This window comes from Acetobacter sp. ESL1128, assembly GCF_058505085.1.
Map to the genome: position 1 here is coordinate 129,104 of NZ_CP196370.1, position 25,618 is coordinate 154,721.

The window sequence follows — 25,618 nt, forward strand, 5'->3', positions numbered from 1 at the left end:
CAGCGTCACAACGGTCTGCGCGATACTGAGGATATGAAGAAGGCACACCTCCTCGCAGCGCTATGTATCCTGAGTGGATGCGCGCACGACCATGACGCGGACACCGCTCCGGTGCGCGTCGATACCCCCGGGATGCCATCGGCTGAGCTTGCCTTGCAGCAGAGCATCGACCGCGTCCACGGCTTCATCGCCAATATGCGTCAGCGGCTGAGCGACGACCCGGCCCTACACATCCGGCCCGGTCTCGCAGTGCAGAGCGGCAGCGTCATGGCCAGCCATGTGCCGCCGCCAAAGCCTGCCACGACGCCCATACCACCAACCAGTGCGTCACCGCGCAATGCGACGCCAATCGTCGGCAAGGGAGGTGTGACCTGGTTCGCCTTTGGGGACGGCACGCCCACAATAAACTGTCACTATCCAGATATCTGCATCCTGCGACTGGATCGTAGCGAAACCGCCCTGAGCTCTGACCTCACGGTAGAAGATGCGTCCAACTGGCATGCCGATCTGGTTCGCGGGGGCAAAGGTATCCATCAGGGTTGGGCCGTCGCAATCGATCCCGGCGCAAGGGCTTCACGGACGACCCTGACCCTCAATGGCAGCCAGCATACTTACAAGGTGGTTCTGGACACCCGCGGAGACAGCATGAGAACCATCGCGTTCACACATGCCCCCGGCGAACCTCTGAGCCAGCCCGATATTGCACAGCGCTCCGGGATTACAGGCACGCCAGACTTTGCTTACCAGATGACGGGCGACGCTCCGTGGAAGCCCATGCGTGTCTACCGTGAAGGTGGGAAAACCTTCATTCAATTTCCACCCGGCGGAATCAATGCCGCCCCCCGGCTCGTTGTCGTGTCGCCTGGTGGCAAGACCACTCAGGATTATACCATCATTGGAGACTCTTACGTTATCCCCCGTGCCGTCGATGACGCACTGCTGGTTGGTAACGAAGCGGGTTCTCCTCAAATCCACATAACACATGGAGGAACGGAGTGACCCGCCTCACCCGCCACGCCGCAACGGGTATTCTGCTCGTCGGGCTCACAGGATGTGCTCAGAACGCACCATCGACGACCTCGCATGTCTCGGGTGCGACCTTCAGGGATGCCTCGGCACTGACTGTCTTTATCGCGGACATCCTCGCCAACAGCATGGATGCACCCAACAGCATCATTCAGCTTGCCCCATATGAAGGGCCTGATCCCAACCATACGGCCGTGCTGCTGATGGACACCTTGCGAGAACGGGGCTTTGCCCTCTCTCCTGACGGTATGGCGTATCCCGGTGCGCATAGTGTCCGTTATGCAGTCAGCCCCGTCGGCCAGAACCTCCTGCTCGAACTGGACACCGATGATGCGCAGGCAACCTGCCTGTACGGACATACAGAAGACGGCGCCCTGCAACGGGCTGGCAGTTGCACAATTCACAACGGGCAGAGCCTCGTTCTGAAAATCCCCAATATCGAGCAAGCCCGTCAGATACCCCTCAAGACAACACCAGTTGCGCCACAGCCCACACGGGCGGCCGTTCCCGCCATCGTCAAACCACCGGCCGAAGAATGGACACTCGTCGAGGGTCAGCCCATCCGCGAGCAGATGGTCGCATGGGGTGACCGCGCAGGCTGGAAAGTGTTCTGGCCCCACGATCTGAACTGGATGGTGCCAGCAATGACCACATACAGCGGGGACTATCAGAAGGTCATGACAGACATCATCCACACCATATCGGACGAAGGCAAAAGCATTCACGCCGACTTCCATACGCCCAATCACACTCTGGTCGTCACCAGCCCCGGGGGGCGCGGCGAATGAAACTTCTTCCTACACTCCTGACCACCGCATCATGCGTGACGCTGCTGAGCGGATGTGCAGATTTCAAGGCCGTACAGAAGGTCGAACGGGATGCCGAAACAGCGGACAAAAACTATAAAATTCCCCAAAACCCCGTCGTAACGGTGTCGGACAAACCATGGCTGCTTGGAGAAAACGTCCATGAGTCCGAGAAAATCCCGGAAATTCTCCTGCACCCCGCAGGGATTACCCTTTCACGACCAGTGTCATTGCGTGACGCCGCCATCATCGCCGGGCGCGTGACGCATATTCCCGTCAGTGTCATGCCCGATGCCGAAATGGACTTTGCTTCTTCCGGCGGCGGCTCCAGTTACAGTGCAGCAGATCTGCCACCACCACCGGCCGCGTCGGGAGGAACTTCCCGGTCTGACAGTGATGCCGGGCAAAACCGCTCGGCCCCGCGCTTTGAAAGCAAACCATCCAGCAATGAAAACTGGTCAGGTGTTGGGAACTGGCTCCAGTATCAGGGCACCCGTGAAGGTGTTTTCCAGACACTCGCCACTCGCTTTGGTGTGTGGCAACGCTGGACCAACGGGCAGGTTGAATTTTACCGCACGCTGACAAAGACGTGGTCAATCCCTGCATTTTCCGGGGACTCGACGTCTGACTCCTCAATCGTTGCCTACACTGGGGGTGGTAGCGGCTCGTCCGGTATGGGCATGGGAATGGGTGGCGGCAGCGCCATGATGTCCGGGGGAATGTCCGGTGGTGGCATGAACGGTAGCGGCGGATCCTCAGGTCAGTCGTCCGGCATGGCTTCCATCGTCGCACACAGTAAAACAAACCGCTGGCAGACGATCCAGAAAACCGCAGCGGTCATTGCTGGCGATGCTCATGTCATCGCAGATGAAGGACTGGGAACTGTTTCGGTCACTGGGACACCAGACCAGATTGCGCGCGTGGAAGACTGGGTTCAGGGACTGCGTGACGACATGCTCAAGCAGGTCGCTGTCGAAGTGCATGTCTATACTGTCAAGATTACCCGCGAGAGCAACTACGGGTTCAGCCCGACACTGTCTTTCTCCTCCCATGGAGGCCTGCTCGGCATCACATCCACGCCTGCCACCATGCCCCAGCTCCAGACCTCGGATACGCCATTTTCGTTCGGCGCATCCATTCTGGATACAGGGAAAGGGACAGGGGGGCTTTTCTCAGGATCGAAAGTGGTCGTGCAGGCGCTGCAGCAGCTGGGACATGTTACCGAGCAATACGACCGCTCTGTTGTCACGACGAACAATCAGACAGCGCCGTTCCAGAACGGCATCAATACGACCTATCTGGCCAACAGCTCGTCCGTGCTCGCCACCAACTCCGGCAGTTCCAACTCCCTGTCCCCCGGTGTCGTGATGTCCGGGTTCATGGGGTCAGTAACACCCAAAATCGTTGATAGCCGGATACTGCTGCACCTGAACTTCCTGCTGCAGACACTCCAGACCATCACCACCATCTCAAGCGGTGGCTCCTCCATCCAGGCTCCCAAAACATCCAGCACATCTTTGGATGATACCGTCGCATTGCAAAACAACAGCACGTTGGTTCTGAGCGGCTATGTCGATGACGCGACCTCCCGCAAACACAACGGCGTCGGTTCTGCCATGGACTGGTTCCTTGGCGGCGGTGGAGACGCAACCCTCGATAAAACCCACGTCGTCGTCACTGTTGAGGCCCATACCCTATGAAAAAAGCCCTGATCGCCTCACTCGCACTCACAGTGAGCCTCCCCGCCGTATCGCGGGCAGCACCTCCCGATTGCGCACAGCACCTGCAGGAGCCAGGAGCTGACGGCCGGCTCTCTCAGGAGCAGATCGATGCTAACAACGCCTGTCTGAACATCGTTGAAACTCAAAAGAAGATTTCAGAAGGACTGGCCGCCATCGCTGACAACGAGCGACGGACAAAAAATGGCGGGGCCGCTTATCAGGCCCCTGCTGTGCGCAATGATTCCGCATCCGCACATATGCCGTTCCTGCGGATAATGGGAACCGAAATTCTCCCCGGTCTGATCTCGGGGCCAATGGCACCCAAACATCCCAGTTCCAGCCAGAAGATACTTATGGTCGCATCCGACCTCGCGTCAGGTTGGTATGCTGCGATAACTCTTGGGCTGGTGTTGTCCATAGGGCTGATCGTCTGGTTCAGCCTGCGGCGCGCAACAGGACATTTCCGCGTTATCCTCGAACGCTTCCCGCCATGGTCTATCTACCGGGACGTTCAGGGATATGTCTGGATCACGGCGTTCCTCTCCCTCGTTCTGGCTAAAGTGCCAGACAAAGAGGCATTGCGGATTCAGGCTGTCGGAGCGTCTCCATGGCTTAAGGAGCGTCTTGACGCCATCCTGACCAACCTCACGATAAATGGCCTGACGTTTCCAGACTCATTGCTGGCAACTGGGTTCGAATTCCCATCTCCACGCATCATTGACGATGTGGAAGCCAACTGGGTGAGCAAGGAAGGCTACATCCGCCTACATGAGACAGCAACGGTCTGGGCCAATGCGACTGAGCAACGCACGATCGCCTTCGCAAACAAGGCGGAGAACGTCTTCCTCCTTATCATGATCGGCCTCGTCGTCATCCTTGGTGCTGCCTGTGACAATCTCGGTGCGGATTTGTCGCACTCCGTCTCCTTCTGAACATTCGTTTATTTTCCAAGAGGAAATCCTACTATGGACCTTATTGTTGCCATTCTCTCCAAATACGGCCTTCAAGCACTGGCTCTCGTTCTTGTCATGGGGAGTGTTTATGAAGCTTTTCACAAGTCCAACGCGCAGACGGCAGCAAGCTGGGAAAGCGAACTGGTCACCAATATTGACGGCTTTTTCCAAGGTGGCCTGACTGCCAGAAACTTCAGTGGGCTCAATAACTCGGTTGCAATCAAAGCAGGGCTCGTTCCCAAAGGAATGCTTACAGGGGATGGCAGCACCATCAAAGGTCCATGGCCCAACTCATATGTTTCGCTAAGCCCGACCAGTAACGGCATGGGCTTCATGGCCACATGGAGTGAGGTTTCCAGCGATGACTGTGCAACCTTTGCCCGGTCACAAAGTGCCAACATGGTGAGCGTCAACGGCACAACGATCGACCCGACCAACAATGCCGCAGCAGCAGGCATCGCCATGGCCTGCGACGCTGGAACATCGTCCTCGACGGCAACAATCGCGTTCGAACACGACAGCTAAGGGCCATGGCCTATATCATCCTCGCGTTTGCTCTCATCCTGGGTGCGTTTGCTGACACGAAAGGGCTAGCTACTCTAGCCCTGCAGCAGACCATCTACGAAGAACCCAGCAACGCCGCCCAACAATGGCTGGCTTACCGAAGTGCTGTGCAATCTTACGTAGACCGACACCCGGACTTCTCGGGAAGCCTGAACCTGTCGGATATTGGCATGGCCAATGAAACGCTCTTTCTGCCTGGTGTGGGGAATGACGTGTCCAAAGGGAAAGATGGGACGACCATCGTAACCTGGATGCCTCTCCCACCAGACGTCATTGCAGACACGATCCGGCTGGCCGATGGCGACCGAAGCATCGGGATCGCACACGATACAAGCTGGTCTTCCCCATTTTTTGGCAACATGGGGAACCTGCCAGTCTCTGTCCCGGAAGGGGACATCATCTCTGTTGTCACATTCACAGGTCCGAGGTTCTAGATGGCTTCCCTTATTGCCGTACTCGCAGCCATACTGGTATCGCTATGGCCCACAGTCCGCTATTACAGCATGACGCAGGATGCGAATAACCGTTCCGTCATCGCTGTAACGGGAGGACAGTTTGATATTCTTCTTGCCGGCGTCAAAAAATATATCCGCGCCCACAGCAACGAACTGATCAACACCATTCCGGTTGGCAGCTCCACAGCTGTTTCTCTGGCCACATTGATCAAGGAACGCGACCTCCCGGCCGGGTTCACCAGCACCAACCCCTACAATCAGACCTGGACAGCTTACATCACGCAATCTGATAGTGGCGTGCTGGACGGCCGGATCATTTCTTACGGCGGCCTTACCCTGTCTCCCAAGGATGCCGTTGCCATTGCGCTCAAAGCGGGTGCTCAAGGGGGCTACGTCCCGCCAAACGGACTGATCAATGGCCTGAATTCCAATATGGCCGTCGGGGCTAGTGGCACATGGTCCCAGACAATTTCCGGCTTCCCCAATCCCGGTGCAGGCCATCTGGTCGGACTGGTGGCATCAGCTGATGATGCTGACAACAACCCGAACTATCTCTACCGCGATGCCATATCCGGCCATGAGGAACTCAACGCCATGAATGCCCCCCTGAATATGACAGGGAACAACATCAACAGCGCCGGGGATGTGCATGCCTATGGCTCCCTGAGTGCTGGGAGTGACGATGATAATAAAAATGCCAACGCCTACATCAGCGAAGACGGCAGGGTTAACGCCACCAAAGACATTCGTGGTCAGGTGTTCCGCCCCAACTATATCGCGCAAAATGGTGCACCATGCGATGGGGTTGCCATCAACACCGGCGTTATGGACAGCGTTGAGTCCAATAATGCCCAGGACACGTTCACAACCCAGACCGGAGATCTCGCCCGGGATCAGAACGGAAACACCCTCAACTGTGTGAACGGAAGCTGGAGAGTTCTCGGCGCATCCTTTGCTACCCTCATTCAGGCGTCCTGTGATGGATGGAGTTATTATACGCTGAACTCATCAGACCTTCCCATTCTGGTCGAGGCCGTTGTCTATGCCGGCCATAAGGGCGCTACCGCAGACGCCTATGTGAACGGCCAGTCGGTGGCGCATATCGAATGGAGCGGCGACAACTCACGTGTCGATCAGACCATGACATTCGTTGTCCCGCCGGGTCAGGGCTGGTCGATAAGCCCAGAAAACAGGGTCAGCAGCGTTTGCTATCACGTTTACCAGTAACAGCGAACAACGTGTCCACCTCAACCTGAGGCAGGCACTGCAGCATGCGAAACTCCGTCTGTAGTGCCTGAACTCCCTAAGCTTCCTACATTTCGAGACCCGTCATGATCATACCACCCTGCGTTGACCAGATTGCTGAATACTACCATGTCCAGCCCGCATCCATTCTGCAGATCATCCGCAAAAGTCATGACGGTGCGATCGGTCCTATGGGTATACAGCCCGGCTGGCTGCCAATTCTGGAAAAAGCCGGGTTTTCACCGGAGGCAGTCAAAAACAACGCCTGCATAAATATTGCGGCCGGCGCATGGATACTGGCCTATGCCGTCCAGAATAAACCCGTGGATGTACAAAAACCGCCCTCCCCTTCTGTGCCATTGTCCATTCCATCAGCTCTCCCCGCAGACCTGCGCACATGCGCAGTGAACGCGGCAAGCCAGTATCGGATTTCAGTGCCCCTGTTTTTAGGCCTGCTTGCAACAGAAGGAGGGCATGTTGGCCAGATCGTGAAGAACACCAATGGGACATATGACATGGGGCCAGCCCAGATCAATTCTTCCCACCTGCGCGAGCTCGCGGCCAGAGGCATTACGCGCGATCAGATCATCAACGATGGATGTCTCAATATCCACATCGGTGCATGGATACTGGCAAAGGAACTGGGAAATGAGACGCCCAGACACCCCAAGGAATTCTGGCAGCGCGTAGGCAACTACAACTCACGCACTCCCGACCATAATCAGGCCTACCAGCTCAAGGTCTGGAGCCACGTTGTCGGCATCTCTCATCAACAACCGCACGGCTAGCAAAGAGGGTGCCGCGGCATACGACAACCCGACAAACCCCGCGCCACTATCCCCCGGGCAGGCAAAGGTCTGACAACGGCTGGAGACCAGCACAGCGTCACAACGGGTGAGCGCACAATGAGGGGATGAACAACATATCCCTCAGAGGCGTCATGCTCATCCTTCCCCTTGCGTTAGCCGCCTGTCATCGGCCTCCTCCACCGCAACCCACACTTGGCCAGCAGATGGCCACCCTCGATGCGCAGGCCAACGTACTGGCCGTTACCCGTTACCCCGTGCGCCGCCCCGGTTCCGTGTTGCCTGCCGAACTGGAAAAGCCGGTCAGCTGGCACTGGACAGGCACCCTTCGCAACGGCCTGCGCCAGATAGCCAGCCAGATCGGTTATCGCCTCATCATGGACGACATCGGTCCTGGCCCGGTTGTCGCCATCAGTCAGACCAATACGACACAGGCACTCCTTATTGACGCACTCAGCCTCGCCGCAGGCCCGAGCTATGTCGTGGACATCAACATCCCCACCCACGAAATCAGGGTGTTGCGTCATGGCTAGGCCCGGCATTTACCTGCGATGCAGCCTGCTCGCGCTGATCATGGCGACACCCTCTTTTGCAGCATCCAGTGGACCGGTCGCCCTACCAGTGCCCTCCACACCCACCCTATCGCCTGGAGCGGCAAGCCCGATCGACACACCGCTGACTGGCGCGGCCGAGACACCGCACATCAGTGACACGACACGCCCACCCTCCATGGAAGCGCTCATGGCTGTCCGGCCGGGCTACTCTCCTCGCGCAGACGCCGGTACGAATCATGACGACGCCGTACGACAAGCCGCATGGGCCTACGGCGCACAAGGTGGACTGGCAGCCCGCTCTTTCGCGCTAAACGATATGCTCGGCCGATATGAGACGACACTCGACCAGACCTTCGACTTCCGCCCCCTCGTCCTGCCCGCAGGCAATGGGCAGACCCTTTTGCGTCCTCCTGTCGTCTCTGAGGCCCAAATGGCTATGGCCCTTGATCCATCCGGACAGACTGCGCGGGAGACACGACGGATATTCCGCGTCACCCGCGAAGCCCAGCTTGTATCAACCCCTCCCCAATGGCGCACATGGCTCGTCCGCTCCATTTCAATGCCCGAAACACCACCAGATGCAGTCCGCCCCCGAACCCGCCACGAGGTCGGCGTCTGGCGCGAAGGCGTCGCACGGGGTTGGGCGGCCGGAGAGCGCCAGGCAGTCGAAATCTTCCTCGATGACCTCGCGCGCCTTGAACGTGATCTGATCGGAATGGCCCGCTACCGGGTGCTCCTGAAGGCCGGCAAGGTCGAAGCTCCCGAAGTCGCCTTCTTCCAGCGCGACACCACCGGCGGCAAGGACGTACTGCGCGAGGGCGACACAGAAATCCGTATCCGCTCCCAGCCCGGCCTCGATGCGAACCGCGCCCACTGGCATGTCGGAGAGGACGCGCCATGAACCGCATGAACGCAGCAGGGCGTGAGACCGGAGTGGAACAGATCCTGTTCCTGATCGGTGGCACACTCTTCATGCTCTGTGTTGTGGCCTACATTCTGTGGCAAGTGGCGCACACGCAGATCGTCATGGCCGTCCTGTTCGAGCAGCGCCTGATCCTGCATATCGCCTCCCTGTTCACCGACAGTTACGCCCCCCTGCTCGACAAGATGGCGCTTGCCAAGCCTGCGAAAGTCAGTGCGGGAACACTCTGGCAGCTGCTGGGAATTACCGGCTTTCTTACACTGTTTCCGGTTCTGGCCCTGTTTGGTGTCTTAGCACTCCTCTGCGCAACTCGCGCGCCCGGCACAATCTACCGTAACCGGTTCGGACTGGACGGCATGAAACACGCGCTCGCGCAGATCCATCCCATCGGACGGGCATGGATTGGCTACAGCGCAAAACTCCGTGAGCCCCCGACTGCGGAAAAGCCGCTCCGCCCCATGGATCCGTTCCTGCGGCCGCAGGAATGGCTGGCCCGTTACGCAGGTGACACTCCGGGCACCGACGCTTACGCGTGCGCGGCCCAGAGCGCACTGGCAGCACAACTCGGGCGTCCATGGACCGGTCCACAGAGCCTCAGCCCCGTCGAACAATGCCTGTTCATGGTCTTCACGCTTGTCTGCGCCCGTCGTGTCGAAGAAGCCCAGAAACTACTTGAAACCCTGTCGCTCGCACTCTCTGGCCGATGGAAAAAGGGAGAAATAGCCGCCCCCCTCACCATTCCGCGCAAGACCGTCGCGACTTTGGAAAAGGCGTTGGCGTCTGGGGATTGGCAGATCGGCATTCAGATCGCTCAGGGTCACGCCTGGTCACGCACGGTTCTGATGGCACTTCTCCAGGCGGCCCGCCAGAAGGCCGGTGTCCTCAATCCCAGTCTCTTCTCGATGATCCAGCTTGTCGATCGAGATCTCTGGCTCATCCTCTCTGCCCTCCCATATCCCATGCCCGGTCGCCCCATGCACGCAATCATCACGACAGCCTGCACGGAAGCGGCCGGAGCGCTGGAACACTGGCGCGCGGAATGTCGTCAGGGTGAGCCGCTACCCGAACCCAACACCAGCGCGACACTTGATGCCCTGCTCAGAACCGACCGGAAGCCGTCATGACCACTCCCGATATGCAACTTGGCGCCCTCTATCTCGCCGCCCGCAGCACGACCCAGACACTGCGCAGCTGGGTCATAAAAACCTACATGCTGCGCGACAGCCAGCTCGACGTTGCAATGGCAACAGCCCTCGGCCAACTCGATCAGGTTTACCGCTTCGCTCTGTATTACGGCTACGACGTGTCCAACGCCCCCGAGGCACTGCGCCAGCCCATCACCGCCTATGTCGCCGCTCTGCGACAAGGCTCCAGCAGCCTGCCCGGTGAGCGGCCGTCACGGCATCTCTTCAAGGTTCATCGGAGCATCGAAAACCTTGTCCTCGGCCCGGACCGCCCCCCACACACACTATCAGACGGAGACCCCTCATGAACGACATCATTGACCGCCTGAAGTCCCTGCCCCCGAGCACCAATCTCGATACCATCCTGACCAGCTGCGTCGAAATGGGAGCATCGCGTATTCACCTGCAAACAGACACCTCCCTCAAGGTTCGCGTGCATGGACGCAATTATACCGTGCCAAGCATGCGCTGGAACGGGCGGGAAGTCGAAGACGCACTGGCCATAATGTATAAATCCTCAACCGGCGCAGCACGGCTGAGCCAGGGTGCGGCCATCGACACCAGCTACATTATATGGCCTGACCGGCGCAAACGCCGTTATGGTTTCCGTGTAAACGCCGTCGCCTCGACCATTGGCTCAAATGACGGGATCGGGATCATTCTACGCCCACTCCCCGAAAAGCCCACCCCGCTTGAAGAACAGTATGTCGAACCCCGTCTGGCCGAAGCTCTGGAAGGAGAGACGGGCGGCTATCTGATCTGTGGCGTCACGGGCAGTGGCAAGACCACCCTGATGGGGGGCGTCACCCGCCAGCGTCTCGAAAATCCGGACTGCCACTGTGACATTGTCGAAGGTGCCGCCCCACTGGAGCTTTTCTATGATCTGATCGAGCAGAAAAACGCCAGTATTCAGCAGACAGAGATCCCCCGCCAGTTGGCCACCTTCCCGGACTTCATCCGTGCGGCCATGCGTCAGGAACCCACCGACATCAATATCGGCGAGTGTCGTGACGCCGAAACCATGGAGGCGACCATACAGGCCATCATCTCGGGCCACCGCACCACCACATCCGTGCATACCAATGATCCGCCAGCGACAGTCCGACGTGTCGTCTCTCTGTGTCCAGCCAGTGATCGCGACAGCCTCGCCATCGCTCTGGTCGACAACCTCAAACTCATCGTTAACCAGCGTCTACTACGCTCTACGGACGGCAAACGTACAGCCATCCGCTCGTTCCTGCCGTTCAACCGCAAGATCCGTGAAACCCTGCTCGATGCGCCTCAGGCACGCTGGCCCAATATGGTGCGCGGCTTCGTGGAACAACACGGTCAGACCTTCGAACAGTCCATCAAGGATGTCCACGCTCAGGGCCGCATCAGTGATGACGTTGCGGCCCGTGCCATGAAGGAACTGCACTGATGTGGCGTCACTCCGCAAAGCCCGTCTACTTCTTCGTTGTCGACTGTCGCTGCCTGCTGGGCATGGTGTTCTGGCTGGCCCACATGCGCATATGGACTTTCATTGCCGCGGTCGTGATCACCGTCCTGTTCGGGTTTCTGGCCTGGATGGGCCTTACCCTGCCCGTAGCATGCCGCATGGCACGGGTGCTTCTGGTTGGCCCACATCGACCACGCCTACCACTCTGGAAGCAAAGGGACTACGCGTGATTCCCCTTGAACGTCTGATCGACGCCCTCGCCAGCCTGCTGGAAACACGCGGCTATCACGTCACGCTCTCATCAAATGACACCACAGCACTGACACCCAGACGCCTGCTGGCACCCGACTGCCTGCTGCCTGTACTCATGCGGATGGCCGAGGAAACCTGGAAGAGACAGGCAGGACAGGTCAGTTTCGGGTTGGCCGTGGAACCAGACGGGCACGCCCTGTGCGGGCAACGCCTGCACGCAATCCATCATGCTCCCCTGTCCCTGCTTGTCCTGTGCACCGATCAGGTCCTGCAAAAGGTCGCCGACCCGCACGGTCTCATGACCGTCGAAGCCCTTGAACGTCACGCCGACGTCCTGTGTGGCGCACCACCGTCACAACCAGCCGCCGTATGATCATCGCCCATCACAGGAGCATCTCAATGGACATCTTTCTCTCTCCGGGCGACAGTCCCGTGACCATCACTCCAGGCGACACCACCCTCCATCTCCGTGTGTTGTCCGCCGCAGACGCTACCATTCATAGCGCGCCGCCGCGCGCCCTGCCGGTTGTCGCACCTGCCACCGCAGAGCGTGAGACTGTCGTCAGAAGCCCCACGCGCTGGAAACGTCCCACCATAATCGGGCTCGGATTTCTGGCTATGGTCTGTATTGGACTTTACTCACGTATGGGGGAGACCCCTATTCCAGTATCACACTCCCTACAGCCCGATGCAGTTCTCTCTACCCCACCAGAGTTCCCATCCCGGCCTCTCCCGCGACAGCAGACACTACCCCCCCAACTGCCCGGCGCGGCCCCCGTACAACACACCCCCTCACCACTCAACCAAGCGTTCGGGCTGCACTGAAATGGCACAGTTCGGACGCCGGATCGACGGCCCACAGGACCATCATGAGCAAAGAGACGGTATCGCCTATCGTGATACCCGAACACTGGGTAGCCGTATTCTCGGTGGGCTCAGGACAGGGCTATCCTCCGCACCGTTCATCGGATTTGCAGGGCTGGCTGTCACCTGTCCGGCTCTGACAACCCTGCTGGTCCCGCCCGCACTCGCCTATACGGCGTTCGTGCTGACCCGCCCGACCATCATGCCCCTGCGCCTGCCCGCCAGTTCGAAGCGCAAGGATTCCGGCAACCCGGTGCCAGATCCTAAACGAGTAGGCGTGGACAAGCCTGACAAGGCCAGAGGCGACTGGCTACTTGGCTGGGATGAAGTCAGCAGGCAGCAGATCTGGGTTTCGGGTAGCGACATGACCATGCACGGGGTGCTGCCCGGCGCGACAGGGTCCGGAAAAACCCAGTTCATCTACAGCCTGCTCGCTTCCGCCATGGCACAGGGAACCGGCTTCACAATTGTGGATGGGAAAGGGTCCAATAACCTCGTCTTTTCGCTGCAGGCTTTGCAGGAACACTGGGGCGCGGCCGCAAACATGCGGGTCATTAACTTTCAGGTGGCGAGCGGCGATAGAAAATCCCACACATGGAACCCCTTTTCGAGCGTCAATGCCGAAGGCATGGCCGAGCTGCTCCGCACGCTCTTCCTGCCGGACAAAAGTCAGGGAGGTGGTAACTCAGATTTTTTCGCGAACAGAGCCAGTTCCCTGATCGGCGCGATGTCAAAAGTTTTTGTGTGGATGCGTGACCACGAAGGCATTCCCATCACAGCCTCAACCATGCGCGCGAATTTCTCCGACATTCAGGCACTGATCGATCTAACCCGCACTCAGGACAATACAAACGCAAGCCGGCGGTTTAGATATTTCAGTGCGCGGACGCAAAAGGTCGAACGTATTCCCCTACCCGACGATTTCCCGGAAGAACTACTGCACGACATCAGGTCCTATGTTCAGGAAACCGGCGGCTATTCCCAAAAAGCCGGGGATGCGGATGGCCAGGAGAAAGTCCGCCAGCAACATGGCTTCGTCATTGGGGGCTTTGCCAAGACCTTCATGATGATGAAAACAACCTACGGACACATCTTCAACTGCGACGTGCCCGATGTTGAACTGAGCGATGTCATTTTCAACCGGCGCAATCTTGTTGTGCTCCTCCCTTCGCTGGAAAACGACCCCGATACCAACGCGGCGATCGGCAAGACCTTCATCACCGCCCAGCGCTACGCCCTCGCAGCGGCCCTTGGCGCATCAATCGAAGGTGATTACGTTGACCTCGTTGAAAACCGGCCATCGTCAGCACGCACGCCGTATCTTATGCTCTATGACGAAAGCAATTACTTCGCGACACGCGGCATCGACGTGATGATGGCTCAGGGGCGCGAACTGAACGTGTCGATCTGGATGTCCTTTCAGGAAGTGGGATCGCTTTATGCGACACTCGGCCGGGACCGGTCTGTTCCCCTGCTCGGCAACCCCAAACTGAAGATTTTCGAGCAGATCGAAGATGCTGGCCCCACACGTGAATGGGTCGAGCAGGCGGGCGGAACCATGCAGGTGGGTGTGTTATCCGGATATGAGAACACCGAGATTATCGGGGACTACACAACACAGGCCCGTGCGGATATCCGGGAAGTGAAACGCATCTCGTGGAACGACATTCAGGCACTCAGGCAGGGACAGGCCATCATCATGTTCCGCGGCAAGCGTCTCTACACGCGCCTGTTCTATGCGGGGATTAAACCACAGGGTGCAAACCGTCTCTATGCGCCCCTGTCTGTCTCCCGTAGCGGCAGTAACACTCTGCCATCCCGATCCGCGCTTCCCAACCCCGAGGATCAGGCGGTAGTCGAAGCCCTCATCAAGGGAACCGATCTGGTTAATCCCGAGAAACTTCCCGCACTACCCGGCCCTCTGGGAGAAATTTACAACCGGATGGCCGTTGTTCTGCAGCACCAGGATTGCACACAGGACATGAACCTGCTGTTCACAGAGCCTCTTCCCGCAGGCGATTATGTGCCGTTCCGCGCATTATTCAGGGATATGCCGGCCCCTTACACAGGGCCGACCAAAGGGGCTAATGGGTTGGTTAACCCGAAGGTCGACCGTAGGCTGTTCGAAACTATGGTCGCTTTCGAGATACGGGCGGGTGCAACAGAAGCACACGCCAGAAAAAGTGTTGCTTCAGCACTCAATCAGGCCGCCGTTTAGGCGGCCTGAGGGCTATCCGCCTTTGCTACCATCCGAATAAGCCAGAGCCTTCTCCAGATCGGAGCGGGAGGCTTCAAGCTGATCGCCAAGCCCTCTCAAACGAGCAAGCCGCTCTTCAACATCAAAGAAACCCGGCTGCTTCACTATTCATCCACCCCATTACCATAGGCGGCATGGAAACACAGATACGAACACAGAACCATGGAGTTTTTAGAACCCTCCATATATCTCTCTCTATTATCCTAAGAGTTTTCATTCTGAGAAATTGGTGGCAATTTTAAATCTACTGTTAAAGGTTTATTACCTTTCATAAACGCTTCAAGTTCCTCTTCTGTACCAACCGCAGGTGGCGATCCGCGCAGAGGTAAACGAGCAGTTTCTTTCACGGTCAGCATGGTCAGGATACCTATGATTGCAGCACCCATGAGATAGTAGGCTGGAAACATTAAATTATCAGTCCGCCGAATAAGCCACGCAGTTATTAAAGGTGTAGTGCCACCAAAAATTGAAACTGATAGATTAAATGCAAAAGACAATGCTGTGTATCTTACAGGAGTATAGAACAAAGCTGGCAATGTAGCAGGCATCGAACTGGTAAAACATACCAAAGATATTCCTAGAAGCATCAATCCAAAGAAAATCATCCAGTCATTGTTGCTCTGTATTAACCATAGACTTGGTATCGCCAGAAAAAAAAGTGCTAGACATGCGCCAATAATCATTGGCCGTCGCCCCAGTCGATCACTAAATAGCCCGCCCACAATGTTCAAAGGCATCATGACCAACATTACAAGAATAATGAGCAATAGACCTTTTGTTTCTGGGTAGCCAAGGGTCACGCTGAGATAGCTCGGCATATATGTTAATACCATATAGTAAGTAACATTAAAAACTAGAACCAGTCCTATACATTTGGCTAGTTGCTTCCAGTGGACGACGAACAGATCACGCCAACCGGGTTTTTCTTTTTCACGCTTTTGCGCTTCTTCAGTGTAGCTCTGAAAAGCTGGTGTTTCTTCCAGTTTGTTGCGCATATAAAGACCGAGTAAACCCAATGGCCCAGCAACTAAAAATGGAATACGCCAACCCCAGGAGGTCATCTGACTATCTACGAGTGTTAATTGCAGAATTGTCACCGCGCCTGCGCCAGCAACGTAACCACCTAAAGTACCAAATTCCATCCAGCTTCCCATAAAACCACGGCTTTTGTCTGTGGAGTACTCAGCTATAAAGGTAGCTGCCCCGCCATACTCGCCGCCGGTAGAAAAACCTTGGATCATACGCGCCAGTAATAAGAGTGCCGGAGCCCATAAACCGATACTGTTGTAGGATGGTATAAGCCCTATACAGAATGTACTGGAAGCCATCATAATCATGGTGACGGCCAATATTTTCTGACGTCCATATTTATCACCTAGGGGGCCAAAAACCATACCTCCTAATGGGCGAACAAGAAAAGCTACGGTGAAAGTGGCAAATGTTGCAATCAATTGTGCTGTAGCATCAACAGATGGAAAAAACACTCGACCGATTACAACAGCTATATAACCGTAAACACCAAAGTCGAACCATTCCATAGCATTGCCTAACGCGGCTGCTCCTACAGCGCGTTTAAGCATATCCCTATCGACAAGGGTGATATCATCTACGTTGATATGCTTTCGGCGCTTAAACCAGCCAAAATGAGCATATTTCGAGTCAGCATCGTGCATAAAAATTTTATCCTTTTCCAAAAATAATATCACTTTTTATTTAAATTTAATAGACAAATGATTATATTTTTACGAATTTAGAGATATAGAATAAAAACAATATTTCACGATTGTATAAAAAATTACGCCGCAAGATTTTATTGATAATAATTTAATTATATTATTTCATTTATACGGCAATAATTAATATTAATTTCAGAATTGCCGCATGTTTCGAAGAGTGGTCTATTGCCTGTTAGGGCTCAGACTCATTCAGAGCCAGAAAGCCAGAGCCGTGGCGAGAGCGACACCCGCCGCGCTCCCGGCCGGTTCTTCAGCAGGTGCGGCTCGATCGCCGCCCAAGCCTCGTCCAACAACCAGAACAGCGCCATCCCTACACTCTCGTGACACACTCCCGCAGTGGATCAGGAATGCCGCTCCGCCTCAAGTCGCTGATCAAGTCTTGCGGCCTGGTGTCATCGAATGAACCAGCAACTGACCAACGTGAAACGCGCCTTTTAGACGCCCTAATACCAATTTGTTTTGGCTGTGACTCAGGGGGGGGGGGTACACATAGGCGTTGAATTGTGATTCACAGGATACCGTCATTGAAGGAAGGTATCCCTGATGAGCAAGGCGGTCGCACTCCGAGAAGATTATGATGCAGCGAGCATGCGAGGTCTGGCGCGACGAAGCAGACATGCGGCCCAGTCGCGGCGCCTTCTGGCGCTTGCCGCGATTTATGACGGGGCAACGCGTGGCGAGGCGGCCCGTCTTGCGGGAACGGATCGACAGATCGTTCGGGACTGGGTTTTGCGCTTTAACGCGCAAGGGCCTGCGGGGCTGATTGATCGTCATGGTGGGGGTGCTGCCCGCCGCATCACACCTTCCGTCATGGAGGCTCTGGCGCAGCGGATTGAAGACGGTCCCATTCCTTCGGCTCATGGCGTGGTGCGCTGGCGATTGCGTGATCTGTGCGCCTGGCTTCATGAAGAGCACGGGGTCAGCCTGTCTGTTTCCTGGTTGAGCAGGATTGTCCGCAGTGAGAATTTTCGTCTGCTGACGCCACGCCCCCGGCATTATGCCCAGAACCCGGATGCCCAGGACATTTTTAAAAAGATTTTCCTGATGCCCTTGCCGCAATCAGCGCCTGTCACCCCGGAGAAAATATCGAACTGTGGTGGGCGGATGAAGCAAGGATCGGCCAGAAAACGAAGCTGACACGGCGCTGGGCGAAGCGGGGAACCCGCCCCCGGGCGACAGCCGACCTAAGGACCCGATCCGCCTGGATTTTCGGGGCAATCTGCCCCGCTCAGGGAAAAGGGGCTGCTCTTGTTCTCCCCGTGTGCAACATTCATGCGATGAATTTCCATCTCAAGGAAATCGCCCAGGTCGTTGCACCGCAAAGTCACGCCGTCCTCATCCTGGATCAGGCAGCATGGCATACCAGTCTGAAACTGACGGTTCCCCCCAACATCACCATCATGCCGCTCCCGCCACGCTCTCCCGAACTCAATCCTGTGGAAAACGTCTGGCAGTTTATGCGCAATACATGGCTCTCAAACAGAATCTTCAGAACCTATGACGATATCGTCGATATCGCCTGCCATGCGTGGAACCAGCTCACCGAGCAGCCATGGCGCATTATGTCCCTCGGATTGCGCGACTGGGCTCATGGGTCATAGCAAAAACAAATTGGTATAAGTTGGTGGACGAATACGGCTTGTGCCGCGCCAACCATCGTTTACCCAACCCAATCATGTAGCCCTTTCCACGCCTCGTTCAACAGGCGCCCGGCAACCGCCCTGTCGGAGGAGGAGCCTTCCAGCTCAGGATGTCGCAGCACAGCATAGTAGATCTCGCGCATGTCCTCTATGGTCGCATCATCGCGCATCCATCCGCAGGCGCGTAACTGATTGATGACCTGCCGGTTCAACTCGGCATGCCTAGCCCGGAAGGCTTCATAATCCTCCTGAGTGTCAAGCTGCTCCGCCTCCCGTTCGACATGAATAAGGGGCAACGCGCGCGCTACGATTTCTTCCACCAGCGGGTTACTCATGAATCCACTCCCATATCCGTTGAAGGCCGCACCACACGGCCCTTAGAGCTGTTCGGTGCTGGCGTTTGTGTCCTGTCCTGAAACATATCTTTTTCAGTACCCCGCGCGGCAAGTCTGTTAGCCCGTTCCGCCGCATCCTGCGCGATCAACGCCTGACGCCTGAGATTGCGGCCCAGATCGTCCCACCGCTCAGCGGGAACTTTGCGCAACGACACAGATGCGGCCCGGCTCCGTGCGCGTTCCCCGGGCTGCTGCTCAGTTTCTTCAATTTCTTCCCGCCCCCTCTCACGACGGATCCACTCGATTTGTCCCTGCCTGACCTTCATTTCCTCGCCCGTCAGGTCAATTGCGACGGACTTGTAAGGGTGCTTGCCCATGTCACCCGCTACACGGTTCAGCAGATCCTCATACGTTACCGGGGTCTTATCACCCAGAGGCCTCGAAAACGCCTCAGCCTCCCTCACAGACGCTTCGCCAACCATTGTCCATGACGCATGGACATGCCGGGTTTCCGCAACATAGGCCGTAAACCCTGTCATCGACGAACTACCCCGTGGTAGCGCATTAATATGCTCGTCCGATGTCGCCCCCTGTGCCGCATCAATCGTCATCGCATGACCAAAACCGAGGGAAATGCGCCCGGTCTCCCGATCCGCGAAGGAATCCCATGGGACGAACCCCTCAGTGCCCGCGCGGTTCTTGAGAATAAGGCCGTGATCCGTCCATCCCATAACATCAACAAAATCACCGTTTGAACCCAGTTCCAACCACCGCGACCCATAGGCTCGTTGAGCACGACAGCGCACCTTGCTGAAAAGCCTCAGGCGGTCACCAACAGCGATCGGGAGATCATAACTCTCGCCCCGTTGGTCAATCGCGGCCCGAACGATTTCTTCCTTCCCGACCTCTCCGCGTTCACGCAGGCGCTCACGCACCGCCATACTGAGCGCCATGACGTCCTCATTCGTGGGAGCGGACATCGTAATACCGCGCCGGCTCCCGGACGCGCGGAGCATGTCCCTGCGTTTCAGGTAGAACTCCGCAATATGGGCGACAACCTGCGCGTGATCGCCACCAACCAGGCTGAACGTCCCATCCGCCCGCTTGAGATCGATAGCCTTTCGGGCACGCTGGGCATCCAGATCATTCTGTTCTTCCTCGGATTTCGTGAGGTCACGCCCCTCGCCACGAAACAGACCCGCTATCATCCGGCCGCGCTCGGTTTTCTGACGGATGGTGCTCAGCAGCTCAAACCGCACACCCGCAGGCACCGAACGCATCATAAGTTCCACGCTATCACCCGCTTCAATAGCCTGCGCCTGCTCACGGTCCGCAATGATCCGCACGGAAAAGCCCACCTCCTTCTGCAGCCGCAGGAGCTTGAGCATCTGGTTCGGTGCGATCTGACTTCCCTCGTCAATAATGAGAACCGAGTTGGGAGCGATCGCAAGCCGCCCCGCCTCGATCTCGCGCAACAGAGGAGACAACGCCACGGTCCGATCCACCCCGGCATCCTTGAGCGCGTCCGCCTGCCGCCAGGCCATGGCCGTACCGATAACCTGCCGCCCTTCCTCCTTCCATGCTGTGACCAGCGGCGACAGGAGCGCCGTCTTCCCTGAACCAGCTGCCCCGGTCAGGAAGCCAAGCCGCCCCGAAAGCCCGAGGCCATAAATGGCTGCCAGCTGGGCGCGGCCATGATCGGGCTCGCGATCAAAATCCAGCCCGGACGCCTCAATCGCCCTTTGCAGCGCATCGCGCGACAACGCCCCGTCCGTGTTGCGTGCCGCCAGCGCTACCAGTTCGGAGAACTCTTTCTCCACGCTGATCTGGAACTGGGACGTGACACGCTGACGCCCATGCAGCGTTTGCACGACAAGCGAGGTCGGCTCTCCTTCCAGAACGACGACCCGCTGCAGAATCATGTCGCGGACATGGTCCATGTCGTCCGCCTCATGGATCCCGGCCGCAATCAGGCCGTGAGCTGCGTGCATCCTCAGAACGTCCAGATCGAGAACCGCACTGCTCTTGAAGTCTTCCGCGACCAGCCGCGCCGCAATCGCGTAGGCTTCCTCAAACCGTTCAGCATCGGTCTTCGTCGCATACACGGCATCCGTCAGCGAGGTTGTGTGCTTCCAGCCCAGCTCGTCCGCCTGCTCCCGCCATATCTCCCGGTCGTTGCTCCCGGTATATTTCTTCGCCCGGTAAGCCAGATTGGCCTGATGCAGAACCTTGAATTTCTGGTCGGCCGACATCGTCTTCCAGTCACCACCCTGTCGCGCGACAAACGCCTTCGCCTGCTTTTCGGCCTGCTTGCTCCGTTTAGAGAACGCCTCGCAGACCTCTTTGGGGATGTCGTCAATAACGATCGCCCGGCCCCGAGCATCAATGCTGACCTTGATCCCCAGTTCGCGGAGCAGCTGAGCGAGCTGCGCCTGAAAGTAGGCCCCGAAGATATGGGGCATCGTTTTCGTGATCCGGGCGGAATCCAGAGAGCCGACGTGTCCGTCCGCCGTGGCTACCATATTCAACAGAATGTTATGAATATGGGCCTGCGGATCGCCGGGCACTGGAATTTCGACCGAAGCCGTGGGGCCAGACGCACCATCCTGTATCTGCATGGCTGGGCGGGCCGCGTAGTGTCGGAAGGACACCCAACCAACCTCGCCCTGCTCGTCGATCTGCATGCCGTTCACCATCCGTCGCGCCCAACCCAGCTCCGCCGCTATCAGCCTGAGCGCCCGATCATTCGCCGTATGGATGGCGTGCCAGATCAGCGCCTGCTCGGCTTTCGTAGACGCAAACTCAGCGGCAAGCGTGACGGACTTGTCGGGTGAAGCCGTAAAATCAAACCCAGAGATCGTGCGTTTGCGGCCACCCGCTTTACGGCCCGCCTGTTCGGTCGTCTTGTCACCCTCAATGTCGTGCCATTCCTCGCCAGTATCGGCACGCTTGGCTTCGAACAGGTTGCAGAGTGCTTCGTCCGAGGGCGGAGCCGTTAGATCAATGCCGAGTGCGCGGGCTGCAAGCGGGCCAATGTCAGGCCCCCAGTCGCCACGCCCTTCCCGGCCAGTATAGTAGTTGTTGAGACGGCCGCCCTTTTCCTGACCGTTGCCCGGCGACGCTTCAGCCCCAGGCGCGACATCCATCTGATGCTCGCGCAAGTAGGCCATGATAAGCTTCCCCGCCCCATCGGCCGAGAGTTTACGAAACGTCATCATGACGTGACCTCCATTTTGGAGACCAGCGTCTGGACTGCAGACTGCATCTGAACAGTGGCCTGTGTCAGGGCCGCGACATTCTCCGCCACAGCTTCCAACGCTTTGGCAAGGCGGTTGCCCTCATCGTCATCAGGGGGCGTCAGCAGCCCTATAATCGTAGTGTTACCTTTTATCGTCTGCTCCACCTGGGTCTGCAGCAGCATCAGAATCTTTGTGTGTGTCTGCAGCGTGTCGCGCAGCTGCGCTATCTCGGACATCAGTCTGTTCTCCGTTGTAAAGCGGAGAACAGAGTCACACAGATGGTTGTGACGCCTGTTCGCGAAACCTGATTGGCCGCGCTACTGCCCGGGCGGGCAGCCGTCGCGCAATGACGACGATAACTTCGCCACGACCTGCATGACCGCTTCCCGGTGCTCTGCGGGTAGAGTGCCGATCCGCTGAGCATCGGCCGCTTCAATCGTCGCGATCTTCGCCGGGCGAACCATAGACGGGGCTGGAAGACCAGCCGCCCTGAAATCGTCGATGTCGATATCGTCCGCCCACCGCCTGTGGGAGGACGACGTAACCATCAGCACCCAGAGCAGATCAGGCGCACCGGCGGACTGCACCACCCGCACGACAAGTGCCGGGCGATGCTGCCGGACGGGACGATTTGTATAGGGGAACGGAACCTTGAGCAGGTCCCAGACCTCAAAGCCCGGCATAGGCGTGTTGATCGGCTACAGAATTCCACTCGCTGAATGTCGCGAAGGGATCATCCTGCTCTGCCGCTGCGGATACCCGGGTCAGGATGACCTGCCCGTTCTCCACGACGTAACCTATCTCGTCACCAGGCTGCAGGCCCAGTGTCGCACGGACAGCCTGCGGAATGGTCGTCTGGGACTTACTTGTGAGGCGGCTTCTGATCATGTCCCCAAGGTAAGGAATTTCCTTGCCAACCGCAAGTGTTCTGTCGCCAGCACGACACCCACTGCCCCGAATAGCCCCACCAGGATGCAAGGCGGCGGGGACCAGCAACACGCCATCAACCCGATCAGCGACTGCTCTTTAACCGGATGGCTGACGCGCCGCAGGCGCGGCAAACGGAACGTTTGCATTTGTATATGGAGAAATCTTTTTGGTGATGTTGAAGTGAAGTAGTCATGAGGTAGAGCGCGAGCAAAGCTGATGCTTTATTGATGCGGAACTGATGGCGTGTTATAGGGTGCGTGCGCGGTCACAGTTGAGCGCAGAGGACAGGGAACGAGTAAAATGTCGGCAACAGGCATCGGGATAGAAGGGGCACTGGAGGCGCTTGACGGCGCTGCTGGCGTCGCATCTGTACGGGCATGGATGGAGCGCCATCGCGAGGCGTTGCTGGCACATCAGGACGGGCGCCGGATCAACTGGCGGGCGCTGTGCGATTGGTTCGCCTCGGTCGGATTGCTGAACGGCAAGGGCCAGACGCCGAGCGTCCGCTGCGCCCAGCTGACTTGGTACCGGGTCGGGAAATGGCTTGAGCGACGGAATGAGCGCGCTGCGGAACGCGCTGCAGAAACCCTGCGCCTCGAAGCGGAACGCGAGAGCGAAAAAGCGGCTATTCAGGCGGAAATCCGCCAGCGCCGCGAGGCGGAAGCCGCCGAAAAGGCCGCCCTGCGCGACAAGATGGAAAAGACAGAAAGGGCGGCGGCATGGCGGCGCCAGGAAGCCGCCCACGTGGCGGAACACAACCAGCGCATGGCGGCAGAAGCCGAAGCACGAAAGGCGCGGGCGGCCACTGTTGCCAATCCGCAGTCAACAGCAGGACACAATGCTGCCGCGCTGACTGGCGACACGCCACTCGTCACCCTTGATCTGCCTAAAATCGTAGGGGTATCGTATCGCGCCTATGAGCCGTTCGACCCCTCCCTACCGCCAGTTCGCAAAGGGGAAATCAACCCCCTGAGTGGGAACGCATGGAAGTTTGGCGACGATCTACCGGGCTACCCTAGCAAGAGAGGCTATGAGTTCGAAGATGACTGGCTGAAAGATGTAGGCCGCCTTATAAACGCTCAGCACGAAACGACCCGCTCCATGACGGAGGAAGAAAAGTTCGTCTACCGGGTCGCTCGTGGAAGACGACATCTCTGAACCATAGACCTGCACGCAGCGTCACAACCGAATGAGCGACAATGGTGAAAGATAGGCATCGTGCCCGTCTTTACATCAGAAGGTCTCATTCTATGGCTGACACCAGCAAAGTCCCCCCAGCTCCCACACGCCCCCCCCGCGCCCTCTGGCGCATAGGCCGCGGCCGCAGCGGCGGTAGTCTGGGCTGCGCCGTGATCGCACGACATGCCATCGAGCTGGGGCACAAGGTGCTTGTCGCCGATGGCGACATCAACAACCCGATGCTGTCACGCCTCTATCCACCCAATGGGCCACATGGGGTTGAGCGCCCTGCTGACGCGACACTCGAAACCTGCAAGGTCTGGCTGGCCGATACATTAGCGTTGGCACTAAAGAAAAATGCCTCGGTAGTCATCGACATGGGCGGTGGCGACAGAATCAGCGAGGAACTCGCAGCGGAATCCGATCTGGGCCATTTTCTTGCCGCATCAAACCTGATCCCGACCTACGCCTATTTTACCGGCCCGGAGCGCGATGATTTCGAGCATATGCACCGCATCTGGAGCAGCGGCGCGTTTCAGGGAGGAACAAGCCTGCTTTTCCTGAACGCTGGCCTACAACGCAACGCCAGTCGGGCAGTGGATCCCTTCGAATGGCTGCGCGAAGATCCCCGAATGGTCACAATGTTTGAGGCGGGCGTCATCCCCATCGACATGCCTGCGCTCACAGCAATGAAATATATAGAAGAGGAAGGGCTGAGTGTATTCGAGGCAATTGCCAACAAAACGGGGCAGTCAGGACGACCTCTTAACCCTCTGTGGGTCCATATGGCCCAGAAATGGCTGAAGGACTTCACCACTAATCTGACTAAGGAAGGCGCTGACGAATGGATGCCGTAAGCCATCCCGCCAGCAGAACCCCAGAAGAGGGAGCGCGACAGCGCTTCCTCGGTAGCCTCCACGATGCGGGCATCGATCTGAATAGCCCGCTTGGGTTGCTGCTGGCCCGTCTAAGCGATGCGACAGCCGAAACATGCCAGAACGTCAACGCCGCTGCCGCACGGATAGCCGCCGCCGAAGAAACTGCACAGATCAGCCTGGCGCAGCTTCGCAAAGACCTGGCGAACGGACTGGAAGCTGTGCGGGCGATCAGCTCGGCAGGCGAACACCGAATCAAGATGGAAGAGGAGCGCCTTAAACAGCATCAACAGGTGACCATCGACAAGATGATCGCCTCAATCATGGGAGGACTGAAAACGGAGCTGTATGACCGGCTGAAACAGCAGATGCCGCACCATGAACAGGGGTTCTATCTTGCGACACGGTGGAAAGCGATTTCACGTCTGGCACTAGCCGGGGCGCTGCTTTTCTGTGGCGGTCTGCTAGCACATTATGCGGTGGTTTCGCATACGCTGGAACGGGCGCGCTACTGTGAGGGCCATAGCTACGTTACGGAAAGCGGACAGGCTTGGTGTGATCTCACACCCTTGCGCATCCCGGCCCAGAACCAGAACTAATCTTTTGTGTCCAAAATGGCGCGCGTTAACCGCGCGCC

General features: G+C 57.6%; 26 protein-coding genes and 1 pseudogene. 20 read left to right on the forward strand and 7 right to left on the reverse strand.

Annotated elements, in window-relative coordinates; genetic code table 11:
- Window positions 1-33: 33 nt before the first annotated feature.
- From ACSYTG_RS13640 to ACSYTG_RS13715, 16 genes are all read left to right on the forward strand, one after another.
- The gene (locus tag ACSYTG_RS13640) at window positions 34-999 is read left to right on the forward strand and encodes a TrbG/VirB9 family P-type conjugative transfer protein (RefSeq protein ID WP_489784077.1); all 966 of its coding nucleotides are present in this window, start codon (window positions 34-36) and stop codon (window positions 997-999) included.
- Window positions 996-1,814: a toxin co-regulated pilus biosynthesis Q family protein gene (locus ACSYTG_RS13645; protein ID WP_086647389.1), complete on the forward strand. Its 819-nt coding sequence runs from the start codon at window positions 996-998 to the stop codon at window positions 1,812-1,814. The genes ACSYTG_RS13640 and ACSYTG_RS13645 overlap by 4 nt, the downstream gene beginning before the upstream one ends.
- Window positions 1,811-3,532, forward strand: coding sequence for a secretin GspD/PilQ domain-containing protein (locus tag ACSYTG_RS13650; RefSeq protein ID WP_489784076.1), 1,722 nt, complete (start codon window positions 1,811-1,813; stop codon window positions 3,530-3,532). Before ACSYTG_RS13645 ends, ACSYTG_RS13650 begins: the two co-directional genes overlap by 4 nt.
- The gene (locus tag ACSYTG_RS13655; protein ID WP_489784075.1) at window positions 3,529-4,485 is read left to right on the forward strand and encodes a hypothetical protein; all 957 of its coding nucleotides are present in this window, start codon (window positions 3,529-3,531) and stop codon (window positions 4,483-4,485) included. The genes ACSYTG_RS13650 and ACSYTG_RS13655 overlap by 4 nt, the downstream gene beginning before the upstream one ends.
- 33 nt (window positions 4,486-4,518) lie before the next feature.
- Window positions 4,519-5,031: a type 4 pilus major pilin gene (locus ACSYTG_RS13660; RefSeq protein WP_489784074.1), complete on the forward strand. Its 513-nt coding sequence runs from the start codon at window positions 4,519-4,521 to the stop codon at window positions 5,029-5,031.
- Between the two features lie 5 nt (window positions 5,032-5,036).
- A complete protein-coding gene (pilM, locus tag ACSYTG_RS13665; protein ID WP_415420814.1) occupies window positions 5,037-5,504 on the forward strand; it encodes a type IV pilus biogenesis protein PilM in 468 nt (155 codons plus the stop codon).
- Window positions 5,505-6,752 carry a shufflon system plasmid conjugative transfer pilus tip adhesin PilV gene (gene pilV / locus ACSYTG_RS13670; protein ID WP_086647392.1) on the forward strand — a complete coding sequence of 416 codons (1,248 nt, stop codon included), beginning with the start codon at window positions 5,505-5,507 and terminating at the stop codon, window positions 6,750-6,752.
- A 104-nt stretch (window positions 6,753-6,856) separates the two neighbouring features.
- Complete coding sequence (locus ACSYTG_RS13675) at window positions 6,857-7,558, forward strand: transglycosylase SLT domain-containing protein (protein ID WP_472231486.1); 702 nt, start codon at window positions 6,857-6,859, stop codon at window positions 7,556-7,558.
- A gap of 152 nt (window positions 7,559-7,710) precedes the next feature.
- Window positions 7,711-8,109 (forward strand): DotD/TraH family lipoprotein, encoded by a 399-nt coding sequence (locus ACSYTG_RS13680; RefSeq protein WP_489784073.1) that lies wholly within the window; start codon window positions 7,711-7,713, stop codon window positions 8,107-8,109.
- 208 nt (window positions 8,110-8,317) lie between these two features.
- A complete protein-coding gene (locus ACSYTG_RS13685) occupies window positions 8,318-9,031 on the forward strand; it encodes a type IV secretion system DotC family protein (protein ID WP_489784072.1) in 714 nt (237 codons plus the stop codon).
- On the forward strand, window positions 9,028-10,176 hold the full coding sequence (locus tag ACSYTG_RS13690; protein ID WP_489784071.1) for a secretion/conjugation apparatus DotM-related subunit: 1,149 nt from the start codon (window positions 9,028-9,030) through the stop codon (window positions 10,174-10,176). Before ACSYTG_RS13685 ends, ACSYTG_RS13690 begins: the two co-directional genes overlap by 4 nt.
- Window positions 10,173-10,544, forward strand: a complete 372-nt coding sequence (locus ACSYTG_RS13695; protein ID WP_354859868.1) for a hypothetical protein — start codon at window positions 10,173-10,175, stop codon at window positions 10,542-10,544. The genes ACSYTG_RS13690 and ACSYTG_RS13695 overlap by 4 nt, the downstream gene beginning before the upstream one ends.
- Complete coding sequence (locus ACSYTG_RS13700; protein WP_489784070.1) at window positions 10,541-11,656, forward strand: type IV pilus twitching motility protein PilT; 1,116 nt, start codon at window positions 10,541-10,543, stop codon at window positions 11,654-11,656. Before ACSYTG_RS13695 ends, ACSYTG_RS13700 begins: the two co-directional genes overlap by 4 nt.
- Window positions 11,656-11,904, forward strand: a complete 249-nt coding sequence (gene icmT / locus ACSYTG_RS13705; RefSeq protein WP_489784069.1) for an IcmT/TraK family protein — start codon at window positions 11,656-11,658, stop codon at window positions 11,902-11,904. The genes ACSYTG_RS13700 and icmT overlap by 1 nt, the downstream gene beginning before the upstream one ends.
- The gene (locus ACSYTG_RS13710; protein WP_472231490.1) at window positions 11,901-12,299 is read left to right on the forward strand and encodes a hypothetical protein; all 399 of its coding nucleotides are present in this window, start codon (window positions 11,901-11,903) and stop codon (window positions 12,297-12,299) included. Before icmT ends, ACSYTG_RS13710 begins: the two co-directional genes overlap by 4 nt.
- A 453-nt stretch (window positions 12,300-12,752) precedes the next feature.
- A complete protein-coding gene (locus tag ACSYTG_RS13715) occupies window positions 12,753-15,008 on the forward strand; it encodes a type IV secretion system DNA-binding domain-containing protein (RefSeq protein WP_489784068.1) in 2,256 nt (751 codons plus the stop codon).
- A gap of 15 nt (window positions 15,009-15,023) precedes the next feature.
- Here the strand turns inward: ACSYTG_RS13715 and ACSYTG_RS13720 are convergent.
- Together ACSYTG_RS13720 and proP are read right to left on the reverse strand one after the other, a co-directional pair.
- Window positions 15,024-15,152 (reverse strand): annotated as a pseudogene (locus tag ACSYTG_RS13720) (IS5/IS1182 family transposase); the annotation flags it as partial.
- A gap of 98 nt (window positions 15,153-15,250) precedes the next feature.
- Window positions 15,251-16,720 carry a glycine betaine/L-proline transporter ProP gene (gene proP / locus ACSYTG_RS13725; protein WP_489784067.1) on the reverse strand — a complete coding sequence of 490 codons (1,470 nt, stop codon included), beginning with the start codon at window positions 16,718-16,720 and terminating at the stop codon, window positions 15,251-15,253.
- 606 nt (window positions 16,721-17,326) lie between these two features.
- Between proP and ACSYTG_RS13730 the strand changes: the two genes are divergently transcribed.
- Window positions 17,327-18,384 (forward strand): IS630 family transposase gene (locus tag ACSYTG_RS13730; protein WP_148299137.1). Its coding sequence is split into 2 segments (ribosomal slippage): window positions 17,327-17,819 and window positions 17,819-18,384, totalling 1,059 coding nucleotides; the frame shifts between segments, so codons are not numbered across the junction.
- Between the two features lie 59 nt (window positions 18,385-18,443).
- Here the strand turns inward: ACSYTG_RS13730 and ACSYTG_RS13735 are convergent.
- From ACSYTG_RS13735 to ACSYTG_RS13755, 5 genes are all read right to left on the reverse strand, one after another.
- Complete coding sequence (locus tag ACSYTG_RS13735; RefSeq protein WP_354859852.1) at window positions 18,444-18,758, reverse strand: hypothetical protein; 315 nt, start codon at window positions 18,756-18,758, stop codon at window positions 18,444-18,446.
- Entirely contained in the window at window positions 18,755-21,976 is a 3,222-nt protein-coding gene (mobF, locus tag ACSYTG_RS13740; RefSeq protein WP_489784170.1) for a MobF family relaxase, read from the reverse strand. The genes ACSYTG_RS13735 and mobF overlap by 4 nt, the downstream gene beginning before the upstream one ends.
- Window positions 21,973-22,233, reverse strand: a complete 261-nt coding sequence (locus ACSYTG_RS13745; protein ID WP_489784171.1) for a hypothetical protein — start codon at window positions 22,231-22,233, stop codon at window positions 21,973-21,975. The genes mobF and ACSYTG_RS13745 overlap by 4 nt, the downstream gene beginning before the upstream one ends.
- An 81-nt stretch (window positions 22,234-22,314) precedes the next feature.
- Complete coding sequence (locus ACSYTG_RS13750; RefSeq protein ID WP_489784172.1) at window positions 22,315-22,680, reverse strand: type II toxin-antitoxin system PemK/MazF family toxin; 366 nt, start codon at window positions 22,678-22,680, stop codon at window positions 22,315-22,317.
- On the reverse strand, window positions 22,667-22,996 hold the full coding sequence (locus tag ACSYTG_RS13755; RefSeq protein WP_489784173.1) for a type II toxin-antitoxin system PrlF family antitoxin: 330 nt from the start codon (window positions 22,994-22,996) through the stop codon (window positions 22,667-22,669). Before ACSYTG_RS13755 ends, ACSYTG_RS13750 begins: the two co-directional genes overlap by 14 nt.
- A 231-nt stretch (window positions 22,997-23,227) precedes the next feature.
- Between ACSYTG_RS13755 and ACSYTG_RS13760 the strand changes: the two genes are divergently transcribed.
- The 3 genes from ACSYTG_RS13760 (at window position 23,228) to ACSYTG_RS13770 (ending at window position 25,580) form a co-directional block, all read left to right on the forward strand.
- The gene (locus tag ACSYTG_RS13760; protein ID WP_489784174.1) at window positions 23,228-24,085 is read left to right on the forward strand and encodes a hypothetical protein; all 858 of its coding nucleotides are present in this window, start codon (window positions 23,228-23,230) and stop codon (window positions 24,083-24,085) included.
- A 191-nt stretch (window positions 24,086-24,276) separates the two neighbouring features.
- Window positions 24,277-24,963, forward strand: a complete 687-nt coding sequence (locus ACSYTG_RS13765; protein ID WP_489784175.1) for a hypothetical protein — start codon at window positions 24,277-24,279, stop codon at window positions 24,961-24,963.
- Complete coding sequence (locus tag ACSYTG_RS13770) at window positions 24,951-25,580, forward strand: hypothetical protein (RefSeq protein ID WP_489784176.1); 630 nt, start codon at window positions 24,951-24,953, stop codon at window positions 25,578-25,580. Before ACSYTG_RS13765 ends, ACSYTG_RS13770 begins: the two co-directional genes overlap by 13 nt.
- The last annotated feature ends 38 nt before the right edge of the window (window positions 25,581-25,618 follow it).